We start from the raw sequence: 20,462 nt of genomic DNA on the forward strand, positions 1-20,462 counted from the left end.
CGGAGCGTCTTCCGGGTTGGTAGCGGGCGGGAGGTTTACGTTTGCTGCGCAAACCCGGATTACGGCGTTGCACGCCTAATCCGGGCTACCCGAAATCGATTTTCTGTTTGGAATGCAGGATATGCAACAGCAACAGCGCTTGCCGAAACGCCACATCAGTGGCGTTTTTTTGCTCGATAAAATCACCGGCGTCAGCTCGAACGCGGCGCTGCAGCGGATCAAGCGGCTGTATCAGGCGGACAAAGCCGGCCATACCGGCAGCCTCGATCCGCTGGCGTCCGGCTTGTTACCGATCTGCCTTGGCGAGGCGACCAAGTTCTCGCAGTTTCTACTCGATGCCGACAAGCGCTATACCGTCACCGGCAAGCTCGGTGAGCGCACCGACACCTTTGACGCGGAAGGCAAGGTGATTGCCCACGCCGAAGTCAGCGTCAGCGAAACGCAGCTGCGCGAGGTGGTTGGCCGGTTTCTTGGCAAGCAGCAGCAATTGCCGCCGATGTATTCGGCACTAAAGAAAGACGGCAAGCCGTTGTACGAGCTGGCGCGACAGGGCATTGAAGTCGAGCGCGAGTGGCGCGAGATTGAGATTTTCAGCTGCCAGTTGCTGAGTTTCGATAGCCAATTCTTTTCACTGGACGTGCATTGCAGCAAAGGTACGTATATCCGCACGCTCGTCGATGACATCGGCGCGGCGCTCGGTTGTTACGCCCACGTCACCGTGTTGCGGCGGACCGCCGCGGGTCCGTTCCGGGCCGAGCAGATGCTCAATTCCGATGCCACGGCCGAACTGAAAGACGCGCAGGGTCTGGCAGCGCTGGATGCACTGTTGCTGCCGGTCGATTGTCTGGTGCAGGCACTGCCGAAAGTCACCATGCCGGTGGCCATGGCGCATTTCATCAACCATGGCCAGCCGGTTTTATTGAAGAGTGCCACGTTGAAAAGCGCATCAGATGATGGCGCGCTGGCAATGTACGATGACAGCGGCCGTTTTCTCGGCGTCGGCGAAATCAACGAAGACGGTTATCTGGCGCCAAAACGCTTGCTGCGCAGTGAACCGTGACGGGTGCGAGCGGCGATTTTCTGGTCGGGCAGCCATCAGGTTAAATCACTGCCTAAGAAAAAAAAGGCCGCGCAATGCGCGGCCTTTTTTATGTTGCGGTGGCGTGCCCTGAACAATTGGCCTTGCTCAGGGCAAGTGCTGATCACGCGGCGCGTCATCAATCATTTTCAGCACCTTTTCGACTTCATGGTGGTCATGCTGACAGGCCTGCAGCGCCGTGGTTTCGGCCGCCAGTTTGTATTGGCGCAGAAAGCGCCGGCAGAACACGCAGATCAGCAGGTGCAGCCGTACCGCCAGCTTTTGTTTCAACGACAGCGTGCCGTCGGTCCAGTCACCGGCGCGCTGGGTGACTTCTTTGCAGCTCAGCATTCGCCGGTCTCCTGATAATGCTCCGCCACCTGAAACAGCTTCAGGCGGGCCCGATGCAGCAACACCCGGACATTGGATGCGCTGACGTTCAACTCGTTACAGATGTCGTCCAACTCCAGCTCTTCGACGTGGCGCAGCGTGAACACCGCCTGCTGCAGCGCCGGTAGCCGGTCCAGATTCTTTTGCAGGCAGTCGCCGAGCTCGGTTTGCTGCAGCAGCCCGTCCGGCCGGTCCGAGCGCCAGCTGATCGGCATTTGCTGCCAGTGGCCGTCATCCGGGTTGAACCGGTCCCAGAAGCTCGGGTTTTCGCCGGCGATCTGGTCCAGTGACAGGGTCTGGTCACGCCGCCGAAGCCGACTGTGGGCGGCATTCATGACGATGCGGGTCAGCCAGGTTTTCAGGCTTGAGCGGCCTTCAAAGGCCGGCAGCGCCCGCCAGGCACTGAGCCAGGCCTCCTGCACCACTTCCTCGGCTTCGGCGCTGCCAACCATGGCCCGGGCCACGGCTTTCAGCTTGCCGTGCTGGGCCCTGACCAACGCGGCGAAGGCCTGCTTGTCCTGCTGGCGCAGTAGCTCCAGTTGCTTGCTTTCGTCCATGGCGTCGGTTCGATCCTGTCGGGTCAGTCGGCTCGGGTTGGGTCGGCAAAGACAAAGGCGAGAGCGACCGGGGCGGGCGTCCTTTTTAGCAGGCTGCCCGCCCGGCCGCCAGCCTCGTCGCCGCCGGCAATTAACCTTGGCTTTGCCGGGTGGGATCTGTACAATCTCGCGCCTCTCGACCGGGTCTGCATTAGTGAGCGGACCGGCGAAGCTGTCAAACCTCTCGTTTTGGAGTACGTCATGTCACTAACTGTTGAACAGAAAGCCAAATTGGTTGCCGATTTCGGCCGCGGCAAGAACGACACCGGTTCGCCGGAAGTCCAGGTTGCCCTGCTGACCGCCCGCATTAACGACCTGCAAGGTCACTTCCAGGCCAACGTCAAAGATCACCACAGCCGTCGCGGTCTGCTCCGCATGGTCAGCCAGCGCCGCGTGCTGCTGGACTACCTGAAGAGCAAGAGCCAGGAGCGTTACAGCGCCCTGATCGAGCGTCTGGGTCTGCGTCGCTAATTGCACGCTGCCAGCCAATCGGCAACAGAAGCCCCGGGATTCCGGGGCTTTTTGCTTTTGGCCATCCATCACCGGCGGGGCTGTGAGCCCGACGTCGCCAAGTAGACCAAAGTGCCATTTTTACGTGCAATTCCGGGCCTTCGGGCGTAGGATCGCGCGCGCAAATCATCGACCGAAATGTTAAGACTGCAAGAGGAAAATATACGTGAATCCGATTACCAAGAGTTTCCAGTACGGCGAACACCGCGTCACCCTTGAGACCGGCGCGATCGCCCGTCAAGCCACCGGTGCCGTCATGGTCAACGTCAACGACACCGTGGTGCTCGTGACCGCCGTCGCCAAGACCGAAGCCGATCCGAAGAAAGATTTCTTCCCGCTGACCGTTCATTACCAAGAAAAATTCTACGCTGGTGGTCGCATCCCCGGTGGCTTCCAGAAGCGTGAAGGCCGCGCTACCGAAAACGAAACGCTGGTGTCGCGCCTGATCGACCGGCCGATTCGCCCGCTGTTTCCAGAAGCCTTCCTGAACGAAATCCAGATCATTGCCACCGTCATGTCGATCAACCCGGACGTGACCCCGGACATTCCGGCGATGATCGGTGCCTCCGCTGCGCTGGCGCTGTCAGGCGTGCCGTTCATGGGCCCGATCGGCGCTGCCCGCGTCGGTTACAAGGACGGCCAATACCTGCTCAACCCGAGCAACAAGCAACTGAAAGAATCGGATCTGGATCTGGTGGTTGCCGGCACCGAAACCGCCGTGCTGATGGTGGAATCGGAAGCCAACGAGCTGTCGGAAGCGATCATGCTCGGCGCCGTGATGTTCGGTCATCAAGCGCAACAAGTGGCCATCCGCGCCATCAAGGAATTCGCCGCTGAAGCCGGCAAGCCGAAATGGAACTGGAAAGCACCGGAGCCGAACACCGCGCTGATCGAAGCCATCAAGGCCGAAGCGCAAACCGGCCTGACCGCTGCCTATCAAATCGCCGACAAGCAACAGCGTTACGCCGCCGTTGGTGCATTGCGTGATGCCGTGGTTGCCAAGCTGGCAACTGGCGAAGAAGGTGCGCCGAGCGCCGATGCGGTCAAGAAAATTTTTGGTGACATCGAATACCGCACCGTCCGCGATCGCATCCTGTCGGGCGCGCCGCGCATCGACGGTCGTGATCACGACATGATCCGTGCGATCTCGGTCAGTGCCGGTGGCGTGCTGCCACGTGCTCACGGTTCGGCGCTGTTCACTCGCGGCGAAACCCAAGCGATCGTTGCCGTTACGCTCGGCACCGAAAAAGACGGTCAGCTGATCGACAGCCCGACCGGCGAGTCGAAAGACCTGTTCATGTTCAACTACAACTTCCCGCCGTTCTCGGTCGGTGAAACTGGCATGATGACCGGTCCGAAGCGTCGCGAAATCGGTCACGGCCGTCTGGCCAAGCGCGGCGTCATCGCGATGATGCCGAAGTTCGAAGACTTCCCGTACTCGGTTCGTGTGGTTTCGGAAATCACCGAATCGAACGGTTCGTCGTCGATGGCCTCGGTTTGCGGTTCCTCGTTGGCACTGATGGACGCCGGCGTGCCGGTCAAAGCGCCGGTTGCCGGTATCGCGATGGGCCTGGTCAAAGAAGGCGAGCGCTTCGTTGTGTTGTCCGACATTCTCGGTGATGAAGATCACCTCGGCGACATGGACTTCAAGGTCGCTGGTAGCGCCAACGGTATCACCGCGCTGCAGATGGACATCAAGATCGACGGCATCACCAAAGAAATCATGGAGACTGCGCTGCGTCAGGCCCAAGGCGGCCGGCTGCACATTCTCGATGTTATGAACCAAGCCATCAGCAGCTCGCGCTCAGATATTTCGCAGTTCGCCCCGCGCATCACCACCATCAAGATCGACCCGGAAAAAATCCGCGAAGTCATCGGCAAGGGCGGTACGGTCATTCGCAGCATCACCGAGCAGACCGGCACCAGCATCGACATCGGTGATGACGGCACCATCCGCATTGCGGCCGTCAGCAGCGATCAAGCCAAAGACGCGATTGACCGCATCAAGGCGATCACCTCGGATGTCGAAGAAGGTCAAGTCTTCGAAGGTCCGGTGGTGCGTCTCGCTGACTTCGGCGCCTTCGTCAACATCGCGCCGGGCAAAGATGGTCTGGTTCACATCAGCCAGATCACCAGCCAGCGCGTTGAAAACGTTCGCGACTATCTGAAAGAAGGTCAGATCGTCAAAGTCAAAGTGCTGGAAGTCGGCAAGGACGGCAAAATCCGTCTGTCGATGAAAGCGCTGCTGGAAGGCAACAACGGCTAAGCCGCTGTCGTAATGGCCTGTACCAAGGCAACAAAAAGGGGAGCGCGAGCTCCCCTTTTTGTTGCCGCTGTGAGTTGCGCTGTCGTATGGTTTGCCATAACAAACTTGCAAGGATTCGCAGCAAGATGAAAATGACATGGACTGTTTTGTTGCTGCTGATGGCGCCATGCCTGCGCGCGGCAGATCCAGTTTTGCCAGAGCCGGTCTGGCAACAACCGGACGATCCCGTCGAACCCTACCGTGTCGAACAACTCCGGCAATGGCATGAGGCCTGGGGCAAGCATTGGCCCTGGGGGCAGCCGGAATATTCACTGCATTTGCGCGATGATGACAGCGAACAACTGCTGTTGATGATCAGTGGCTATGCCCGCGGCGGCGAATTTGCGTTGTTCCTGCCGCATGGACACAGCTGGATCGCCAGTACGCAGCACATTGAGCTGGCGCATCATCCGCTGCAGGTATTGCCGGCGCAGCGCGAGGGCTGGCACGAGTTTGAAACCTATGTGCCGGCCTGGGGCAGCGGCGGTGCCGAGGTCTGGGTGTTCCGCTATGGCTGGAGCGGTCACGACTATGTGCAATTGGAACAGCGTGACAGCCAATGGTGCGCGCTGCGTTATTTCCAGCAAACCATGCCCGAACTGTGTTCGGGGCAATAAGCAGCTACCGTGCAAACTCTGAGCATCAACGCTGACGATCTGCTGACGGCATTGCGCGAGCGCAACCCGCAAGTCGAGAGCTGGCTCGATCGGCAGACCGGAGACATCTATCAAGTCAGCGCGCAATTTGATGATGACGAAGTACAAGAGGATCCGGCATTCCATGCCGCGATGACCACGACCCCGGAACGCTGGCTGCGCTTGCCGCGGTTGTCTGGCGATATCGGCTTTCAGGCCATGCGCGCATTCGCCTGCAATGTGGCTGAGCCCGGCTTACAAATGGCGTTGAAGGCAGCGCTCGGCCGGCAACGGGCGTTCTTTCATTTTCGCGATGTGCTGGCCAGCACGCCGGCACTTGTGCCAGTGTGGGAGCAGCAGCTTCGCGAGCGCGCACTGGCTTGGGCAGACGCGTGGCTGGCCGCGCAGGGCATCGTTCGGCATGCTGAAGCAAGCGATGCGACAGATGGCTGCGGTTGACTTGCCCGTGGCTTTTGCACGCAAAGTAGACACTGCTGAATCCGGCGAAAGAAAGCGGAAACAGAAAGCGAATAAAGTGGCAATCAATTAACAAGCAATCAATAACGCAATCAAAATAACAAGCAAAAGGAATCGTGATGTTGCGCTGGTTTTCTCCGACCTATTGGCGTCAGCTGCGGGCCTGTTGGCAGCAACGTGAACGCCTGGCTCTATTGCTCTGGCCCTATCTGGATGACAGCGCCCGCCGTGCCGACGATGCCGAACCGCTGCGGCTGTTGGTGCGCATGGTCCGGGCCATTGAAAATGGCCACGATGAATTCCGCGACGATCAACCGGCCCGGTTGCTGTGGCAGCGCGCCAATGCCGAGGATTCGATTCAGCAGGCGGCAGGTGCACTGCGCACAGCGCGGCTGCAATTGCAGGGCGTGTCGGCCGTCAGTGGCTTGCAACTGGAGCCGGTCGGACGCAAACAATTGAAACCGCTGCGCGACAAGATGAATGCCGATGCGCTCGACAATGCCTTTGGCAATTGGTTGCACGCGCCGCTGACCTTGCCGGTGGTTTCAGCGCTGTTTCTGTTCAGTGGCTGGTTGTTCAACAGCATTTTCTTCAGTCACTTCGGGTTGCCGGTTGGCCGCTACTTTGGTCTCAGTGATTATCTGGCCGCCAGTATCGAGGGGCTGGTTCCAGCCTGCATTGCGGTCGGCTTCACCTTTGTTACGCAGTGGCTAATGCGCCACCGCATGCGCCAGCAGACCTTGCAAAATCAACTCGGCAGCAATTGGCCGGGTCTATTGCTGACCATGTTGATGTTTGTGGTTGCAGTCCTGGTGATTCCGAAACTGATCCCGGAGCCGGCGGTGCAGCGGCTGATGTTGATTTATCTGTCAGCATTGGCGATTCCGATTCTGGCCATTCCGCTGCTGATCCGATTCAGCAAGCGGCCGGCCCGCGATACCCTGTTGCTCAATTTCGTGGTTATCTATGCCGCGGTCATCTGGTTTACTGCCGAGATGCGCTACGTCAGCGTGAGCAAACAAAAAGACAAGCGCACGGAAGTAGTGCTGACCAGTGCACCGCAACAGGTTTTGCCCTGGAAGGTGGTGGCCGGCAACAGTCTCTATCTGTTTTTGCTGAACGAACAAAACGAGTTGATGGCGGTGCCGGTGCAGCAGGTCTTGTCGGTGCACTACGTCAAGACCGGTGATGAAGACGCGCCGGCTGCAGCGGCGGTGATGCCGGGTTCAGTGAGTCCCGATACAGAAAGAAGCGAAACAGCAAAACCTGCGGCAGTGACATCAACCAGTACGTCAACGACAACGCCAGCACAGGCAACGCCGCCACCGCTGCGGCGGTAACCGCGAGTGCGCCGCCACAGCAGACTCTGGTGACGTGCTCTCCGGTGATCGTAGCGGCCAGTAACGCAAACGCCCGGCATGGCCGGGCGTTTTATCGTGATGAAGGCAACCGCTATTTCTTTTGCAATACCGCCAGGTCGGCCAGCAATTGCGCCGAATGGCTGTCGGCTTTTACGTCTTCATAATGCTTGACCACCAATCCGTCCGGGTTGATGACAAAGGTCTGCCGCTTGGTAAAGTCCATCGGGCCAAACGAGGTCAGCACCTTGTAGGCTTTGGCGGCTTGCTTGTCGGTATCGGACAGCAGGGTGAATTTGGCGCCGACGGTTTCGGCAAAGTCCTTGTGCGAGGCCACGTCATCCAGACTGATGCCGACAATCTCGGCATTCAGCGCGGTGAACTGGCTGTAATCGCGAGCAAAGTTTTTCGCTTCGGTGGTGCAGCCGGGGGTATTGTCTTTCGGATAGAAATACAGCACCAGCCAATGACCGGCGAAGCTGTCCAGCGTGTGGATTTTGCCGTTCTGATCCGGCAGCGAAAACGTCGGCGCCGCCATGCCTTCAAAGCTGGAGGCTTGCACGGCCATGGCCGTCAGTGCGAGCACGGCGCCCAGACAGCAGCGGGCCGCAGTTTTCAACAGGGTAATCATGACCGGTCTCCCTTCGAATGGTGGTAGCGCTTATTCTACGCAGCTTTGGTGGCGCAGGTTCACCGGCCTGTGTACCGGCATGAGCTTAACGCCCGACCGAGCAACGGAAAACGAGAAATGGACAAGTGGGAACGCTTTCGCCAGCTGCAAAACCTGCTGGAGACGCACCGCCAGCCTGTGCCGTTGAAGAATCTGGCCGAACGGCTGGAATGCGACCCGGCCACGATCAAGCGGCTGGTCGCCGAATTTCGCGCCAAGTATGACGCACCGATTGCGTCGTCGCGCGCCGGCTATGCCTGGCGGCCGCGCCCGGATCAGCGTTTCGAATTGCCCGGTACCTGGCTGGGTCAGGCCGAACTGCTGGCCCTGATGGTGCTGGACAACGCGCTGGCCAGCCTCGGCAGCCGGATCATGGAGCGTGAGTTCAAGGCGCTGCGGAAAAAAGTCCAGCAGATGCTGAAAGCCGATGCCGTCGATGGCGAGGATTTTGTTCGCCGCCTGCGGGTGGTCAGCAGTCGGCAACGGGTGGCGGCGCTACCGTTTTTTTCCGAGCTGGTGCTGGCGCTGCAGCAACGGCAACAACTGCAGTTCGAGTATTTCAGCCGCGCCCGCAATGCCCGCGAATTGCGCATGGTCTCGCCACAGCGTCTGGTGCTGTATCGCGACAACTGGTATCTGGACGGTTGGTGTCACACGCGCAACGCCTTGCGCACGTTTGCCCTCGATGCGGTGCAGGATTGCCGGCGCCAGAAGACGCCAGCACGCGAGCTCAGCGACAGCGAACTGGATCAGCATTTCACCCATTCCTACGGCATTTTCTCCGGCGCGCCCGCCGAGCGCGCTGAGCTGCTGTTCAGTGCCGAAGCGGCGCGCTGGGTGCAAGCCGAGGTCTGGCATCCGGAGCAAACGTTGCAGTGGCTTGCCGATGGCCGGTTGCAACTGCAGGTGCCCTACGCGAATCCGACCGAGTTGCTGCGCGATGTGCTGGCCTGGGGCGAGCAGGTGGAAGTGCTGGCTCCAGCCAGTTTGCGCAGCACCATTCGCCAGCAGTTGCAGGCCGCCTTGGCGCACTATCCGGCCTGAGCGGCATCGGCTCCGACTGTGATGTGAAAAAAGCCGGCGCATTGCGCCGGCTTTTTTTCTGTGCGGCGTGAGCCGTAACCGAGGGCCATGCCGCACCGCCGCAGCCATCAACGACTTTGAAAGCGCCGCACCAAGCTGCTCATTTCATCCGCCATGTGCTGGACATCATGGGTCTCACTGGCCAGTTGATTGGTCGCTTCGGTGGTCGCATTGGCCAGATCGGCAATGCGCACCACCCGCTGATTGATGTCTTCGGTCACCGTGCGTTGTTCTTCGGCCGCGGCGGCGATGCTGCTGCTGCGATCATTGATCTGGGTTACGGTCTGGGAAATTTCCGCCAGGGATTGCTCCAGCGAGCCGGTCTGTTCGGCAGTGCGATCCGCTTGCTCCATGCTGGTCCGCATCAACTCGACCGCGCGTTTGGCGCCGACTTGCAGTTGTTCAATCGTGCGCTGAATCTCCGAAGTCGACTGCGCGGTCTTGCTGGCAAGGTTGCGCACTTCGTCGGCGACCACGGCAAAGCCGCGACCCTGCTCACCGGCGCGGGCCGCCTCAATGGCTGCGTTCAGCGCCAGCAAGTTGGTCTGATCGGCAATGCCCCGAATGGTCGCGACCACCGAGCCGATTGCCGCGCTGTGTTGATCGAGTTCGCTGACACTGCTGGCAGCGTTTTCCATCTGACTCGCCAGGGCCCGGATTTGTCCGGCGGCATCGAGCATGACTTGCCGGTTGCGCGACACCACGTCGGTGGCGGTGCTGGTGTAGCTGGCGGCATCGTCGGCGTGGCGCGCCACTTCGGCAATCGCTGCCGACATCTCGGTGACCGCAGTGGCGATTTGTTCGGTTTCCTGTTGTTGCCGTTCCACCTGTTGCAGCGTGTCGTTGACCCGGCTGTTGGCAATCGACGCACTGTGATGCAGCAGGTTGCTTTCGTGAGTGACTCGGCCCAGCACGGTCAGCATGCGCATTTCCTGCCAGTGCATTTCGGTTTGCAGCCGACCAATCTCATCATTGCGACCGCTGTAAATCTGCACCATCAAAGGATTCGGCGCATAACCGCGATCTTGTTGCACCAAGGCGCGTAGCGGCGCCAGCAGCATCGGCAGCAACACCGCCAGCGTGGCAAAGCCAGCGGCGGTGCCAATCAGAATCGCGGCGCCATCGCCAAGCAGCAGCACCACCAGCAAACTGATCAACAGCGCGGCGGCATTGCCGAGCACGATGCGGGCGGCAAAGCCGGGCCGCCAGCGTCGACTGCGTTGCGCCAATTGCAGTTCACGGTACAGCTGGCTGGCGCGTTCGACGTATTCGCGTCTCGGCGTTCGCCGTACCGATTCGTAACCGACCACCTGGCCTTTTTCAAACACCGGGGTGACGAAGGCATCGACCCAATAGTGATCGCCATTTTTGCAGCGGTTCTTGACGATGCCCATCCAGGCGCGACCGGCCTTGATCGTGCGCCACAAATCTTCAAACGCCGCTGTCGGCATGTCCGGGTGCCGGACCAGATTGTGCGGCGCGCCAATCAGCTCCTCACTGGAATATCCGCTGATGGCAACAAAAGCCTCGTTCGCGGTGGTGATGATGCCTCGGCTGTCGGTCGCGCTGACCAGTTCCTGACCGTCACGCATCATGACTTCACGCTGCGTGACGGGCTGATTGTTGCGCATGGTGTGTCGTCCTTGTTTGATGCCGTTCTTCGATTAACCTTCGATTGCCTTCGCACAGGTACGCAAGCATTCGCTCGGTTCAGCAGTTTCGCTGCCCGCATCAGCGTTCCCGTTCCCTGGCTGGCGAAGTACGCGGCAACCGTATGGCGGCCACCGCAGCATGGCTTATTGAGCCTAGATCAAAACCGGCCATTTGCAGCTATAACTGAATAGTGAATGCGTCATGGCTAGTGAGCGGTCGCAAATGCGTCGCGGCGGTAGGGCATCAAGGCCTTTATCGCCCGGTATATGTTGCGGTGCCGCAGCCGATGCGAACAGGAGTGTTCCATGCAGCGGCGTACGGTGCTCAAGGCAGGACTGCTGGGGCTGACCTTGCCGGCCGGTTTGCGTGCAGCCGAGTCACTGCGGGTGGCGGTGTTTCCGGAATACAACGTTGCCGATGTGCTGCGTGAGTTCACCGCCCGGCACGGCATTGCCGTGACCCTGCTGACCTACGATTCCAATGAGGATTTACTGGCTGCCTGCATCAAGGGCGAGCGTTTTGATGTGGTGACGCTGAGTCATTACATGCTGCCGCACTACCACGCGCTCGGGCTGCTGCAAAACCTGCCGACCACTGCGTCGGAGGTTGCACAACCCCGGCATTGGAATAACCGCTTCGGTGGATTGGGCGAGCTGGCCGGGCGTCAGTTGGCGCTGCCGAAAAACTACGGCACCACCGGATTCATTTATCGGCGTTCGCACTTTCCGCTGCTGCGCGACTGGCCGGAATTCTGGGCCGCCGTGATGCAGTTGCCGGGCAAGCGCGCCAGCGTGCTCGACGATGTCCAGAGTGTGGTCGGGGCCGCGCTGTGCAATTTTGGTTTTTCATACAACAGCACCAAGCCGAGTCAGCTGCTGGCTGCCGACCAATTGCTGAGCCAGTGCGCGCCGCATATTCGGGAAATTCAGGTAGTTGCCGAAGACGCGATTCGGCGCGGCGATTGGCTGTTCATGTCTTACAGCGATGGTGGCTGGGCCAACACCCGCAGCGATCCGGATGTGGTCTACGCCATTCCGCAGCGCGGCGGCGAGTTGTGGTGTGATTTGTACGCCGTCAGTGCGAGCTGCCAGCAGCCGGAACAAGCCGGATTGCTGCTCAGCTGGCTGCTGCAGCCGGAGCAGATTGCTCAGGAAGTGATGCAGTTGGGGGTGTCACCGGTGGACAACCGGGTTTTGCCGCTGCTGCCAACCACGCTGCGTCAGGACCCGATCATTTTTCCGTCGGCGGAGTTGCTCGCCAAACTGGAATTTTCCTCCCAGGAAGCGCTGCGGGAACCGCTGCGCGCCGAGATCTTTGCCAAGCTGGCGGCACGGTTATAGCGGCGGACAACCGTGGTAAACGACTGTCATCAGACGCCCCGTTCAAGCATGCCCATAGTGACGTTTGCTGTCGGTTTGTCACGCGCTCACGCGGCGGCACTCTGCTGACCCTGCAGCCACTGCTCGAACTGCGCCGCCGGCAGTGGCTTCGACAAGTAATAGCCCTGCATGATCTGGCAGCCGCGTTCGCGCAGGTAGTCGCGCTGTTCCACGGTCTCGACGCCTTCCGCCACCATGACGAAATTCAGCGCCTTGCCGAGCCCGAGCAGTGCGCTCGCCACCGCGATATCGCCGGCATCGGTGGGCAGGCCGCGAACAAAGGTTTGATCAATTTTCAGAATATCAATAGGCAGATTTTTCACGTAACTCAAGCTGGCATAGCCGGTACCGAAATCGTCGACCGCAATCCGGTGACCTTTGTGCCGCAGATCCTCCAGCAGCAGACTGGCGGCACTGAGGTTTTGCATCAACAGGCTCTCGGTCACTTCCAGTTCCAGTGCGGCGGCCGGCAGGCCGCTGTTCTGCAAGGCTTCTTCCACGGCCAGCACCAACTGTTCCGGGTGGATCAATTGTCGCGATGACAGGTTCACCGCCACGCTGAACCGGTCGCCGGCAATGGCGCGCCAGTGCACCGCATCAACGGCCGCTTGTCGCAGCACGTAGGCACCGATCGGCACGATCAAACCGGTCTCTTCGGCCAGCGGAATGAACTCCGCCGGCGAAATCAGCTTGCCGTCGCGGCGCCAGCGGATCAGCGCTTCGGCGCCGCTGATGCGGCCGTCCTGCAACTGCGCCTTGGGCTGATACCAGACTTCCAGTTCGCCGGTGTCGAGCGCATGGCGCAGCGCCGATTCCATTTCCAACCGCTTGCTGACCGCAACGTTCATTTCCTCGCGGTAAATCGCCGTGCTGTTGCCGCCGAGCGCTTTCGCGTTGTACATCGCGGCGTCGGCTTTGCGCAGCAGCTCGGCAAAATCGTGGCCATCATCCGGGTAGCGGGAAATGCCGATGCTGGCGCCGATAAAGAAATTCTTTTCGCCCACCCGGAACGGTTCGCGCAGTACCTCGATGATCTTCTCTGCTACCAGTTCGGCATCACTGATGTTGTGGCTCATCTCCATCAGCAGGACAAATTCGTCGCCACCGAGCCGGCCCAGCATGTCGGTGCGGCGCACGCTGTGTTGTAGCCGGCCCGCTGCTTCATGCAGTACCAGATCGCCGACTTCATGGCCCTGGCTGTCGTTGACCGGTTTGAACCGGTCGAGGTCGACAAACAGCACGGCAAAGCGCTGACCGGCGCGGGCACTGTGCTCGATCAAGTCATTGGCGCGTTGGTGCAGCAAATGCCGGTTCGGCAGGCTGGTCAGGGCATCGAAGTTGGCCAGTCGCGACAATTCGTTTTCGATGCGGGCGCGTTCGCGCGCCAGGCCCTGGAATTGCCGCAACGCTTCCGCCAGCCGGCCGATTTCGTCATTGCCCTTGTCGGCGATTGCGGTGTCGAGTTTGCCGCCGGCCATGTCTTCGACGCCGTGTGCCAGCGCCACCAGCCGGTTGCCGAGCAGCGGGCCGGCAAACAGCCAGCCGAGCAGCAGCGCGCCGGCCACCGCAAACAGCGCCAACGCAATCAAGGCGGTACGTGCCCAATTGAACGCCCGGCTCATCGCCGCGGTGCTGGCGGCGACATCGCTGGCGGTGTCGGCCTGAATGGCGCGTTGCAGCCGGCGCAGCGCATTCATCTGACTGCGATTGCTTTCGAGAAGGTCATCGGCCTGCTGGCGCGCTTCCAGCCGCTGCATTTGCTGCAGTGGCACGTTCTGTTCGCCGAACATCAGCGCCTGCAACTGGGTCACGGCTTTGATCACCACATCGCGAATGCCGCCCGATGGCATCTCGGTCAGCCGCAGATCAATCCGGTCGAGCGCATCTTGCGCGGCGTTGGTTTCCTTGGCCACCCGCAGCCGGTCCGGTTCAAAGCCAACCCTGGTGATCAGGCTGTGCAGCAAATGGATTTCGATTTTGATTTCCTGCAACGCGTACAACTGGCGCGCGCGGGTGCTGTCGTTATTCATGGCGGCGCCAATCGGCGACAGGACGATGCGCAGGGCGTCGGTGATGCGGCTGGCTTCGTCGACATCGGCGTTGATCTGATCGCGCAGCGTCAGCCGGGCGCGGGTCACCCGGTTCATCGATTCCAAATTGCTGTCCAGCGATTCGATATACACCGACAGCTGGCGCTGGTAATCCGGCCGCGGCAGCGTCGCCACCGTTTGCTGCAGGGCCTTGCTGACCTGCTGGCCCTGCTCCAGCAGCGTCGCGAGCTCTGCTTCGCTGTTGGCGCTCATCTGGGACGGTGCCAACGCCGCCAGTTGGTTGGCCTGTTCGACGGCGTCGGCCACCCGTTGCAAGATCGGCACGCTGACCGCGGCGATATGGTCGGCTTGCCGGCTGGCCGAGCCGAATGCGGCAATCGCCAACACTGCCGCCGCTAGCGTGACGGTTGCGCCGGCCAGAAATACCGCCCAGATTCGCGCACGCACCCCGGCCAGACGCCGAATGGGCGCCGGCAACCAGGATTTCCAGATAGACGTTGATGGCATGCCGCTGGCTGGCTGACAGGTCGCAGGAAGGTCAGCGAAGTATGGCTGGCGATTCGGCTTTTTGCCCCGTGCCGGCATGCAGTCCGGTCAAGCAATCGCCGCCAGCCAGAGTTGGCCGCAAACACGGCATTGCCGGACCACGACGCTTGCACCGGGGCCGGTGAGCGGCGACCATACCGGCCCACGGTGGCAGCGGATTGCAGCTGGTGATTTTCTCGCCAAAACCGGTGCTCCGGTGCTGCGCGCGGATAATTGCCCTTACCGGCGCTATCGTGACGGGCGCAGGCGCTGCTCTCGCGCATGGTCAGACTGGCCAGCGCGGTGCCCGGTTTTCGGCCTTGCAGTAGCAGCAATTTCAGTAGGTAGCCAAGGCAACGCGTGACCAAGTTGCCCGGCCACGCAAGTTTCAGCCTGACCGGTTCCCGCCCGGTCGGTGCGGGCGTAATCAACAGGATTCAGGCAAGCCGGCTCAGATAAAGCCGGTGTCGCCACACAGGTATTCAGACCGTTCGTTTTCAGCAACACGTGTTCAGGAAAGACAGCAGCCATGGCAACCCAGCAGTACAACGCCGACGCAATTGAAGTGCTCTCCGGTCTCGACCCGGTCAAACGCCGCCCCGGCATGTATACCGACACCACCCGGCCGAACCACCTGGCGCAAGAAGTCATCGACAACTCGGTCGACGAAGCGCTGGCCGGCTTCTGTAAAAACATCACCGTGATTCTGCGCGCCGACAACAGCGTCGAAGTGCAAGACGACGGCCGCGGCATGCCGGTCGACATCCACCCGGAAGAAAAAGTCTCGGGTGTCGAAGTCATCATGACCAAGCTGCACGCCGGCGGTAAGTTCTCCAACAAGAGCTACAACTTTTCCGGCGGTCTGCACGGCGTTGGTATCTCGGTGGTCAATGCGCTGTCCAGTCGCGTTGATGTCAAAGTCAAACGCGACGGCAAAGAGTTTCACATAGGCTTTGCCGACGGCGACAAAAAATCGGAACTGAAAGTCATCGGCGAGGCGCCCAAACGCGTCACTGGCACCACCGTCGCGTTCTGGCCCAACCCCAAGTATTTCGATTCCGCCAATTTTTCGGTACCCAAACTCAAACACCTGCTGCGCGCCAAAGCGGTGCTGGCGCCGGGCCTGCGCATTGTCTTCATCAACGAAAAAGACAACGAGCGCGACGAGTGGTACTACGAAGACGGTCTGCGCGCCTATCTGATCAGCACGCTCGACGGCGCCGAATGCCTGCCGCAAGAACCGTTCTGCGGCAACATGGTGTCCGAAAACGAGGCCGTGGATTGGGCGCTGACCTGGGTCCCGGAAGGCGGCGAGCTGCTCGGTGAAAGCTACGTCAACCTCATTCCGACCGCGCAAGGCGGCACTCACGTCAACGGCCTGCGTCAGGGCTTGGCGGAGGCCATGCGCGAATTCTGTGAACTCCGGAACTTGCTCCCGCGAGGTATCAAACTGGCGCCGGAAGACATCTGGGAAAAAATTTCCTACGTGCTGTCGGTAAAAATGAAAGAGCCGCAATTTGCCGGCCAGACCAAAGAGCGCTTGGCCTCACGCGAATGCGCCAGCTTTGTCAGCGGCGTGGTCAAAGATGTGTTCTCGCTCTGGCTCAACAATAATCCCCAGCTCGGCGAAGAGCTGGCCCAGTTCGCCATCAGCAACGCCAACAAGCGTTTGAAAGCCGGTAAGAAAGTCGAACGGAAAAAAATCACCCAAGGCCCTGCGCTGCCCGGCAAGCTCGCCGACTGCGCCGGTAGCGACATCATGCGTTCGGAGTTGTTTTTGGTCGAAGGCGATTCCGCCGGTGGTTCCGCCAAGCAAGCTCGCGACAAAGAGTTTCAGGCCATCATGCCGCTGCGCGGCAAGATCCTGAACACCTGGGAAGTCGACAAGGATGAAGTACTGGCGAGTCAGGAAGTGCACGACATCGCGGTTGCCGTCGGCGTCGATCCGGGTAGCTCGGATTTAAAAGATCTGCGCTACGGCCGCATCTGCATCCTCGCCGATGCCGACAGCGACGGCCTGCACATCGCCACGCTGCTCTGCGCGCTGTTCGTCAAACACTTCCGCACTTTGGTCGAAGCCGGCCACGTTTATGTCGCCTGCCCGCCGCTGTACCGCATCGACATCGGCAAAGACGTGTACTACGCCCTCGATGAAGCCGAGAAAGAAGGCATTCTCGACCGCATCAACGCCGAGAAAAAACGCGGCAAAGTCCAGGTCACCCGCTTCAAAGGCCTCGGTGAAATGAACCCACTGCAACTGCGCGAAACCACCATGGACCCGAATACTCGCCGCTTGGTGCAGCTGACCATCGATGACTGGGAAGGCACCGTGTCGATCATGGACATGATGCTGGCCAAGAAGCGGGCCGGCGACCGGAAGGCGTGGTTGGAAGATAAAGGGAATTTGGCGGAAGTGGTTTGATAACAATATCTTTTGGCTGCAAACAGAGAGACAGTTTTTTCTTACATTGGAGTCGGGGCGCTTGAAGCGGTGTGTTGAATAGCGAATATATAACTTATTGCAAACTGAGGGAGAGTGACTTGAATAGAAATTCCCGTAAGGCCTTCATGCTGATGATCCTCGCTGGCATTTCTCTATTGACGGCCTCGTGCAGTGGCGGTGGTGCTGGCGGAGTTGAAGAAGAAAAATTTCCACTTTCTAATAAGATTATCCCAGATGAGGGGTTACGGTACTGCGTAAATAGACTTTCGGAGTTGAGTGATTGGTCATCAACCGCTGATGTAAGGCATGTTGATTGCTCTGACGAAAGACTGAATCCTCCGCGGACTTTCATTAAAAGTATTTCTGGAATAAGTGTTTTCGCCAATCTCGAATCGTTAAATCTAACGCCAAATTCAAAGATCGACGCTTTGCCCCTCGACCCATTGATATCGGATCTTTCTCCGCTGCACGGAATGTCGGCAATAAGGAAACTCTCGCTGAATAGAAATTCAGTATCAGATCTGATTGTTTTGTCGACCCTAAAAAATCTTGAGTACCTTGATTTGACAGGGAATAATCCAGTTGATTTTGAGCCGTTGAAGGGGCTAAAAAAGTTACGCGAGCTAAGAGTTAGATACTCGATATGGGGTGGAGATGGGTGGCCTAATGCAAATGAATCTGTTTCCGGCCTATCGCAGCTCTCCTCTCTGACATATGGAAATGCCCAAGATGAGGATTTTTCGCCCATTAGGAAGTTAACTGGCTTGAAAAGTCTAAGTCTTTATGCCTCAACTGGAGTATCAAATATTGATTTTTTAGGAAGTCTTCCAGCTTTGGAAGAGCTTTTCCTGAGAGGTTTTCGTGAAGAAGATGTTTCTTTCGAAACCATAGGCGGATTGCGTGATCTTAGAAAGCTTACATTAATTAATACATTTTTTTTTAGCGCGTCACCTTATGAGGTCTGCAATATTCCAAATGCTTTGTCTGGCTTGGTGAAATTGGAAAGTTTGGCTCTGGAACACGTCAATGGTCTGTGTGTTGATTTGTCAATTACGTCGGGGATGGTTAACCTGAAATCACTAAGTGTTAGTGGTGGTTATATCCGTAATTTTTCCGCAGTAGGGGGTCATGTAAATCTGGAGGTTCTAGCTGTCGGTTCACAGCAGATGGACGGAAACAGAGTTGCTGCTCTTGATTTGCAGTCAATCTATCAATTGCAGAAGTTGAAAGCTGTTTGGTTTGATGGTGTAACTATTTTTGAGTATCCGTTGTTATCAAAGCTTCCTCAGATTGAGTATGCATATTTTGATGATGTAACGGCTGCCACTGACTATGCTAACGGGTGCGAATTGATTCCCGGATGCGGTGCCGAAAGCCTTCCTCTAACAGACTGGCAGGCAGTGTTGTCGGGTGCAATGTCGGTTGAGTATTTGAGTTTCGAAGGGTCTTCATTTAATCGCCTCGATGTTCTCTATGGGTTGCCTAATCTAAAGTGGCTGAATATTAGAAGCCTAAAAAGATTTCAAGATATGAAAAGCCTCACCTGCGATGAGATTCGTGCGTATACGAGCTCGCTGCCTGTTGGGAAAGTTGAGGTTTATTCGAGCTGCTAAATTGTGCGAGGTAACGCAAATTTAAAGGGTAATTTAAAAATTTAAAGCGCGGATAGAACCGCGCGTACGGCGGATTAACGCCTCGGGGTAGGGCGGAACCGCGAAGCATTTCCGCCGCATGTTTCCTTAAGGAAAGCTTGGAACGTTTCGGAAATGCAACATTCGGCGGAAAACCCTGCGGGTGTTCCGCCCTACATGGGATTTGACCGGCCGTTTGTCAATTTACGAGGCAAGGAATGCCTAACTATCGACGGGCTTATGCGCCGGGGGCCACGTGGTTTTTCACTATCAATCTACTGGAGCGGCACGGCAACGATCTGCTGATTCGGGAGATTGATCGGCTGCGCACGGTTGTACGCCGTGTTCATGAATTGCACCCATTCACCATCGATGCTTGGGTGGTTTTGCCGGACCACATGCATTGCGCCTGGACTCCGCCTGCCGCCGACAACGACTATCCGCTTCGTATCCGCCTGATCAAAACCCTGTTTGCTCGCTCACTTCCTTCTATCGAACGGCGCTCTGCCGTCCGCGTGAACCGTGGTGAACGCGGCATCTGGCAACGCCGCTACTGGGAACACCTGATCCGTGACGAAAGAGATTTCCGGGCACACATGGACTATGTCCATATAAACCCGCTCAAACATGGTCTCGTCACGCGCGTTCAAGACTGGCCGCACTCCACCTTTCACAAACTCGTCGAAGCCGGCGTTTACCCATCCAACTGGTGCGGCGATGCCGGCACCAACTCACTTGACTATCCGGACTGAATGCCGCGCAATCCCGGTTGCACAGGCCGTGCCGCTGCCATCGTCTTAGGCCGGTTTGCCCAGACCAAACACCAGCACGCCGACGATGCCGACAACAAACGCCACACCGAATACCACCACCAAATAACACAACGACGCCGCGACGCCGGTCAAGGCGCCTTTCCACCACGGTTGCCGTACGCCGGCAAATGCGTAGATCGCGGCGGCGAACGAAAGCAGGTAACTCACGCTGGTACCGTAGCCGATGCCGAGCGCTGTCACGAGCGCGAGGGCAATGCTGGTGAAGCCACTGAGACTTTGCACATAAAGCAGCGCGACATAGCGCTCGGCGGTAGTGGTGCCGGGCCAAAACCGACGCATCAGCATGGCCGCCGGATACGCAGTCAGCACACTCAGCTGGCCGCTGTAATTGGTAATAAAGGTCAGCACAGGCTGATCCATGTTGTGGGTGCCGCCGACGCTGGCGAAGGGATCAATACCCAGCCAATGGCAGAGCAGAAAATAAAAGGTGTAGCTGACAATCACCAGCAACACGGGATTGACGTAACGATCGCGCGCGCCTGCGTGATAGGCCAATATCAGCGCACCCGGCCGCAGCAACAACTCTTTGATGGTACGTAGCCAGGTGCCATCAAATGACAACAAGGTTTGCAGCGCATGGCTGAAGACGGTGCGAGTATCCAGCCGAGCCACGCGGCGCTGACCGCACTGGCTGCAAAACCGGCCGGTGCGCAAATGGCCGCAAGCGGGGCAACAATCTTGTTCACTGGCTGCAGGAACAGGCTCAAGCGGCAGCGGCGCGCGGTAAGTCGTCAACGGGGCGTCAGACACGATGTTGAGGGCCGGCAAGACAAGTGGACCCGCAGTGTAGCGGCCGCCAGCGCGACATGGAAAGTGCAATTTGCGGCGTACCAAACGGTGGGATG

17 protein-coding genes are annotated in these 20,462 nt (G+C 58.7%); 11 read left to right on the forward strand and 6 right to left on the reverse strand.

Annotated elements, in window-relative coordinates; genetic code table 11:
* Positions 1–121 precede the first annotated feature (121 nt).
* Entirely contained in the window at positions 122–1,060 is a 939-nt protein-coding gene (gene truB, locus HPT27_RS05795) for a tRNA pseudouridine(55) synthase TruB (protein WP_172240280.1), read from the forward strand.
* 126 nt (positions 1,061–1,186) lie between these two features.
* Here the strand turns inward: truB and HPT27_RS05800 are convergent, their stop codons facing one another.
* Positions 1,187–1,429 carry a zf-HC2 domain-containing protein gene (locus HPT27_RS05800; protein ID WP_172240283.1) on the reverse strand — a complete coding sequence of 81 codons (243 nt, stop codon included), beginning with the start codon at positions 1,427–1,429 and terminating at the stop codon, positions 1,187–1,189.
* The gene (locus HPT27_RS05805; RefSeq protein WP_172240286.1) at positions 1,423–2,025 is read right to left on the reverse strand and encodes an RNA polymerase sigma factor; all 603 of its coding nucleotides are present in this window, start codon (positions 2,023–2,025) and stop codon (positions 1,423–1,425) included. Before HPT27_RS05805 ends, HPT27_RS05800 begins: the two co-directional genes overlap by 7 nt.
* Positions 2,026–2,265: 240 nt before the next feature.
* On the opposite strand from HPT27_RS05805, the gene rpsO reads away from it, so the two are divergent.
* The 5 genes from rpsO (at position 2,266) to HPT27_RS05830 (ending at position 7,331) form a co-directional block, all read left to right on the forward strand.
* On the forward strand, positions 2,266–2,535 hold the full coding sequence (rpsO, locus tag HPT27_RS05810; protein ID WP_172240289.1) for a 30S ribosomal protein S15: 270 nt from the start codon (positions 2,266–2,268) through the stop codon (positions 2,533–2,535).
* A 205-nt stretch (positions 2,536–2,740) separates the two neighbouring features.
* Positions 2,741–4,840 carry a polyribonucleotide nucleotidyltransferase gene (pnp, locus tag HPT27_RS05815; protein ID WP_172240292.1) on the forward strand — a complete coding sequence of 700 codons (2,100 nt, stop codon included), beginning with the start codon at positions 2,741–2,743 and terminating at the stop codon, positions 4,838–4,840.
* A 131-nt stretch (positions 4,841–4,971) separates the two neighbouring features.
* Positions 4,972–5,496 carry a hypothetical protein gene (locus tag HPT27_RS05820; RefSeq protein WP_172240295.1) on the forward strand — a complete coding sequence of 175 codons (525 nt, stop codon included), beginning with the start codon at positions 4,972–4,974 and terminating at the stop codon, positions 5,494–5,496.
* Between the two features lie 9 nt (positions 5,497–5,505).
* Positions 5,506–5,973, forward strand: coding sequence for a UPF0158 family protein (locus tag HPT27_RS05825; protein WP_172240298.1), 468 nt, complete (start codon positions 5,506–5,508; stop codon positions 5,971–5,973).
* A gap of 137 nt (positions 5,974–6,110) precedes the next feature.
* Positions 6,111–7,331, forward strand: a complete 1,221-nt coding sequence (locus tag HPT27_RS05830) for a hypothetical protein (protein ID WP_172240301.1) — start codon at positions 6,111–6,113, stop codon at positions 7,329–7,331.
* A gap of 112 nt (positions 7,332–7,443) precedes the next feature.
* Here HPT27_RS05830 and HPT27_RS05835 read toward each other — a convergent pair whose 3' ends face one another.
* Positions 7,444–7,980 (reverse strand): peroxiredoxin, encoded by a 537-nt coding sequence (locus HPT27_RS05835; RefSeq protein WP_172240303.1) that lies wholly within the window; start codon positions 7,978–7,980, stop codon positions 7,444–7,446.
* A 117-nt stretch (positions 7,981–8,097) separates the two neighbouring features.
* On the opposite strand from HPT27_RS05835, the gene HPT27_RS05840 reads away from it, so the two are divergent.
* Entirely contained in the window at positions 8,098–9,063 is a 966-nt protein-coding gene (locus HPT27_RS05840; RefSeq protein ID WP_172240306.1) for a helix-turn-helix transcriptional regulator, read from the forward strand.
* Positions 9,064–9,170: 107 nt separating this feature from the next.
* On the opposite strand, the gene HPT27_RS05845 is transcribed toward HPT27_RS05840, so the two are convergent.
* Positions 9,171–10,733: a methyl-accepting chemotaxis protein gene (locus HPT27_RS05845; RefSeq protein WP_172240309.1), complete on the reverse strand. Its 1,563-nt coding sequence runs from the start codon at positions 10,731–10,733 to the stop codon at positions 9,171–9,173.
* 327 nt (positions 10,734–11,060) lie between these two features.
* On the opposite strand from HPT27_RS05845, the gene HPT27_RS05850 reads away from it, so the two are divergent.
* Positions 11,061–12,095: an ABC transporter substrate-binding protein gene (locus HPT27_RS05850; RefSeq protein ID WP_172240312.1), complete on the forward strand. Its 1,035-nt coding sequence runs from the start codon at positions 11,061–11,063 to the stop codon at positions 12,093–12,095.
* A gap of 86 nt (positions 12,096–12,181) precedes the next feature.
* Here the strand turns inward: HPT27_RS05850 and HPT27_RS05855 are convergent, their stop codons facing one another.
* Positions 12,182–14,692 carry a putative bifunctional diguanylate cyclase/phosphodiesterase gene (locus HPT27_RS05855; protein WP_172240315.1) on the reverse strand — a complete coding sequence of 837 codons (2,511 nt, stop codon included), beginning with the start codon at positions 14,690–14,692 and terminating at the stop codon, positions 12,182–12,184.
* Between the two features lie 547 nt (positions 14,693–15,239).
* On the opposite strand from HPT27_RS05855, the gene parE reads away from it, so the two are divergent.
* From parE to HPT27_RS05870, 3 genes are all read left to right on the forward strand, one after another.
* The gene (parE, locus tag HPT27_RS05860) at positions 15,240–17,132 is read left to right on the forward strand and encodes a DNA topoisomerase IV subunit B (protein WP_172240318.1); all 1,893 of its coding nucleotides are present in this window, start codon (positions 15,240–15,242) and stop codon (positions 17,130–17,132) included.
* 119 nt (positions 17,133–17,251) lie between these two features.
* Complete coding sequence (locus HPT27_RS05865) at positions 17,252–18,766, forward strand: leucine-rich repeat domain-containing protein (protein WP_172240321.1); 1,515 nt, start codon at positions 17,252–17,254, stop codon at positions 18,764–18,766.
* A 236-nt stretch (positions 18,767–19,002) separates the two neighbouring features.
* A complete protein-coding gene (locus HPT27_RS05870; protein WP_172240323.1) occupies positions 19,003–19,536 on the forward strand; it encodes an REP-associated tyrosine transposase in 534 nt (177 codons plus the stop codon).
* Between the two features lie 45 nt (positions 19,537–19,581).
* Here HPT27_RS05870 and HPT27_RS05875 read toward each other — a convergent pair whose 3' ends face one another.
* The gene (locus tag HPT27_RS05875; protein WP_172240326.1) at positions 19,582–20,229 is read right to left on the reverse strand and encodes a DUF3667 domain-containing protein; all 648 of its coding nucleotides are present in this window, start codon (positions 20,227–20,229) and stop codon (positions 19,582–19,584) included.
* Positions 20,230–20,462: the final 233 nt, after the last annotated feature.

Origin of the sequence: Permianibacter fluminis (genome assembly GCF_013179735.1) — a bacterium.
Classification (GTDB): Bacteria; Pseudomonadota; Gammaproteobacteria; order Enterobacterales; family Permianibacteraceae; genus Permianibacter; species Permianibacter fluminis.

What these genes read in the sequence shown, in the direction of transcription:
- HPT27_RS05835 (WP_172240303.1), bottom strand. Translation starts at nt 7,980, where the DNA reads ATGATTACCCTGTTGAAAACTGCGGCCCGCTGCTGTCTGGGCGCCGTG.
- HPT27_RS05850 (WP_172240312.1), top strand. Translation starts at nt 11,061, where the DNA reads ATGCAGCGGCGTACGGTGCTCAAGGCAGGACTGCTGGGGCTGACCTTG.
- parE (WP_172240318.1), top strand. Translation starts at nt 15,240, where the DNA reads ATGGCAACCCAGCAGTACAACGCCGACGCAATTGAAGTGCTCTCCGGT.
- truB (WP_172240280.1), top strand. Translation starts at nt 122, where the DNA reads ATGCAACAGCAACAGCGCTTGCCGAAACGCCACATCAGTGGCGTTTTT.
- HPT27_RS05805 (WP_172240286.1), bottom strand. Translation starts at nt 2,025, where the DNA reads ATGGACGAAAGCAAGCAACTGGAGCTACTGCGCCAGCAGGACAAGCAG.
- HPT27_RS05845 (WP_172240309.1), bottom strand. Translation starts at nt 10,733, where the DNA reads ATGCGCAACAATCAGCCCGTCACGCAGCGTGAAGTCATGATGCGTGAC.
- HPT27_RS05800 (WP_172240283.1), bottom strand. Translation starts at nt 1,429, where the DNA reads ATGCTGAGCTGCAAAGAAGTCACCCAGCGCGCCGGTGACTGGACCGAC.
- HPT27_RS05870 (WP_172240323.1), top strand. Translation starts at nt 19,003, where the DNA reads ATGCCTAACTATCGACGGGCTTATGCGCCGGGGGCCACGTGGTTTTTC.
- HPT27_RS05830 (WP_172240301.1), top strand. Translation starts at nt 6,111, where the DNA reads ATGTTGCGCTGGTTTTCTCCGACCTATTGGCGTCAGCTGCGGGCCTGT.
- HPT27_RS05840 (WP_172240306.1), top strand. Translation starts at nt 8,098, where the DNA reads ATGGACAAGTGGGAACGCTTTCGCCAGCTGCAAAACCTGCTGGAGACG.
- HPT27_RS05820 (WP_172240295.1), top strand. Translation starts at nt 4,972, where the DNA reads ATGACATGGACTGTTTTGTTGCTGCTGATGGCGCCATGCCTGCGCGCG.
- HPT27_RS05855 (WP_172240315.1), bottom strand. Translation starts at nt 14,692, where the DNA reads ATGCCATCAACGTCTATCTGGAAATCCTGGTTGCCGGCGCCCATTCGG.
- rpsO (WP_172240289.1), top strand. Translation starts at nt 2,266, where the DNA reads ATGTCACTAACTGTTGAACAGAAAGCCAAATTGGTTGCCGATTTCGGC.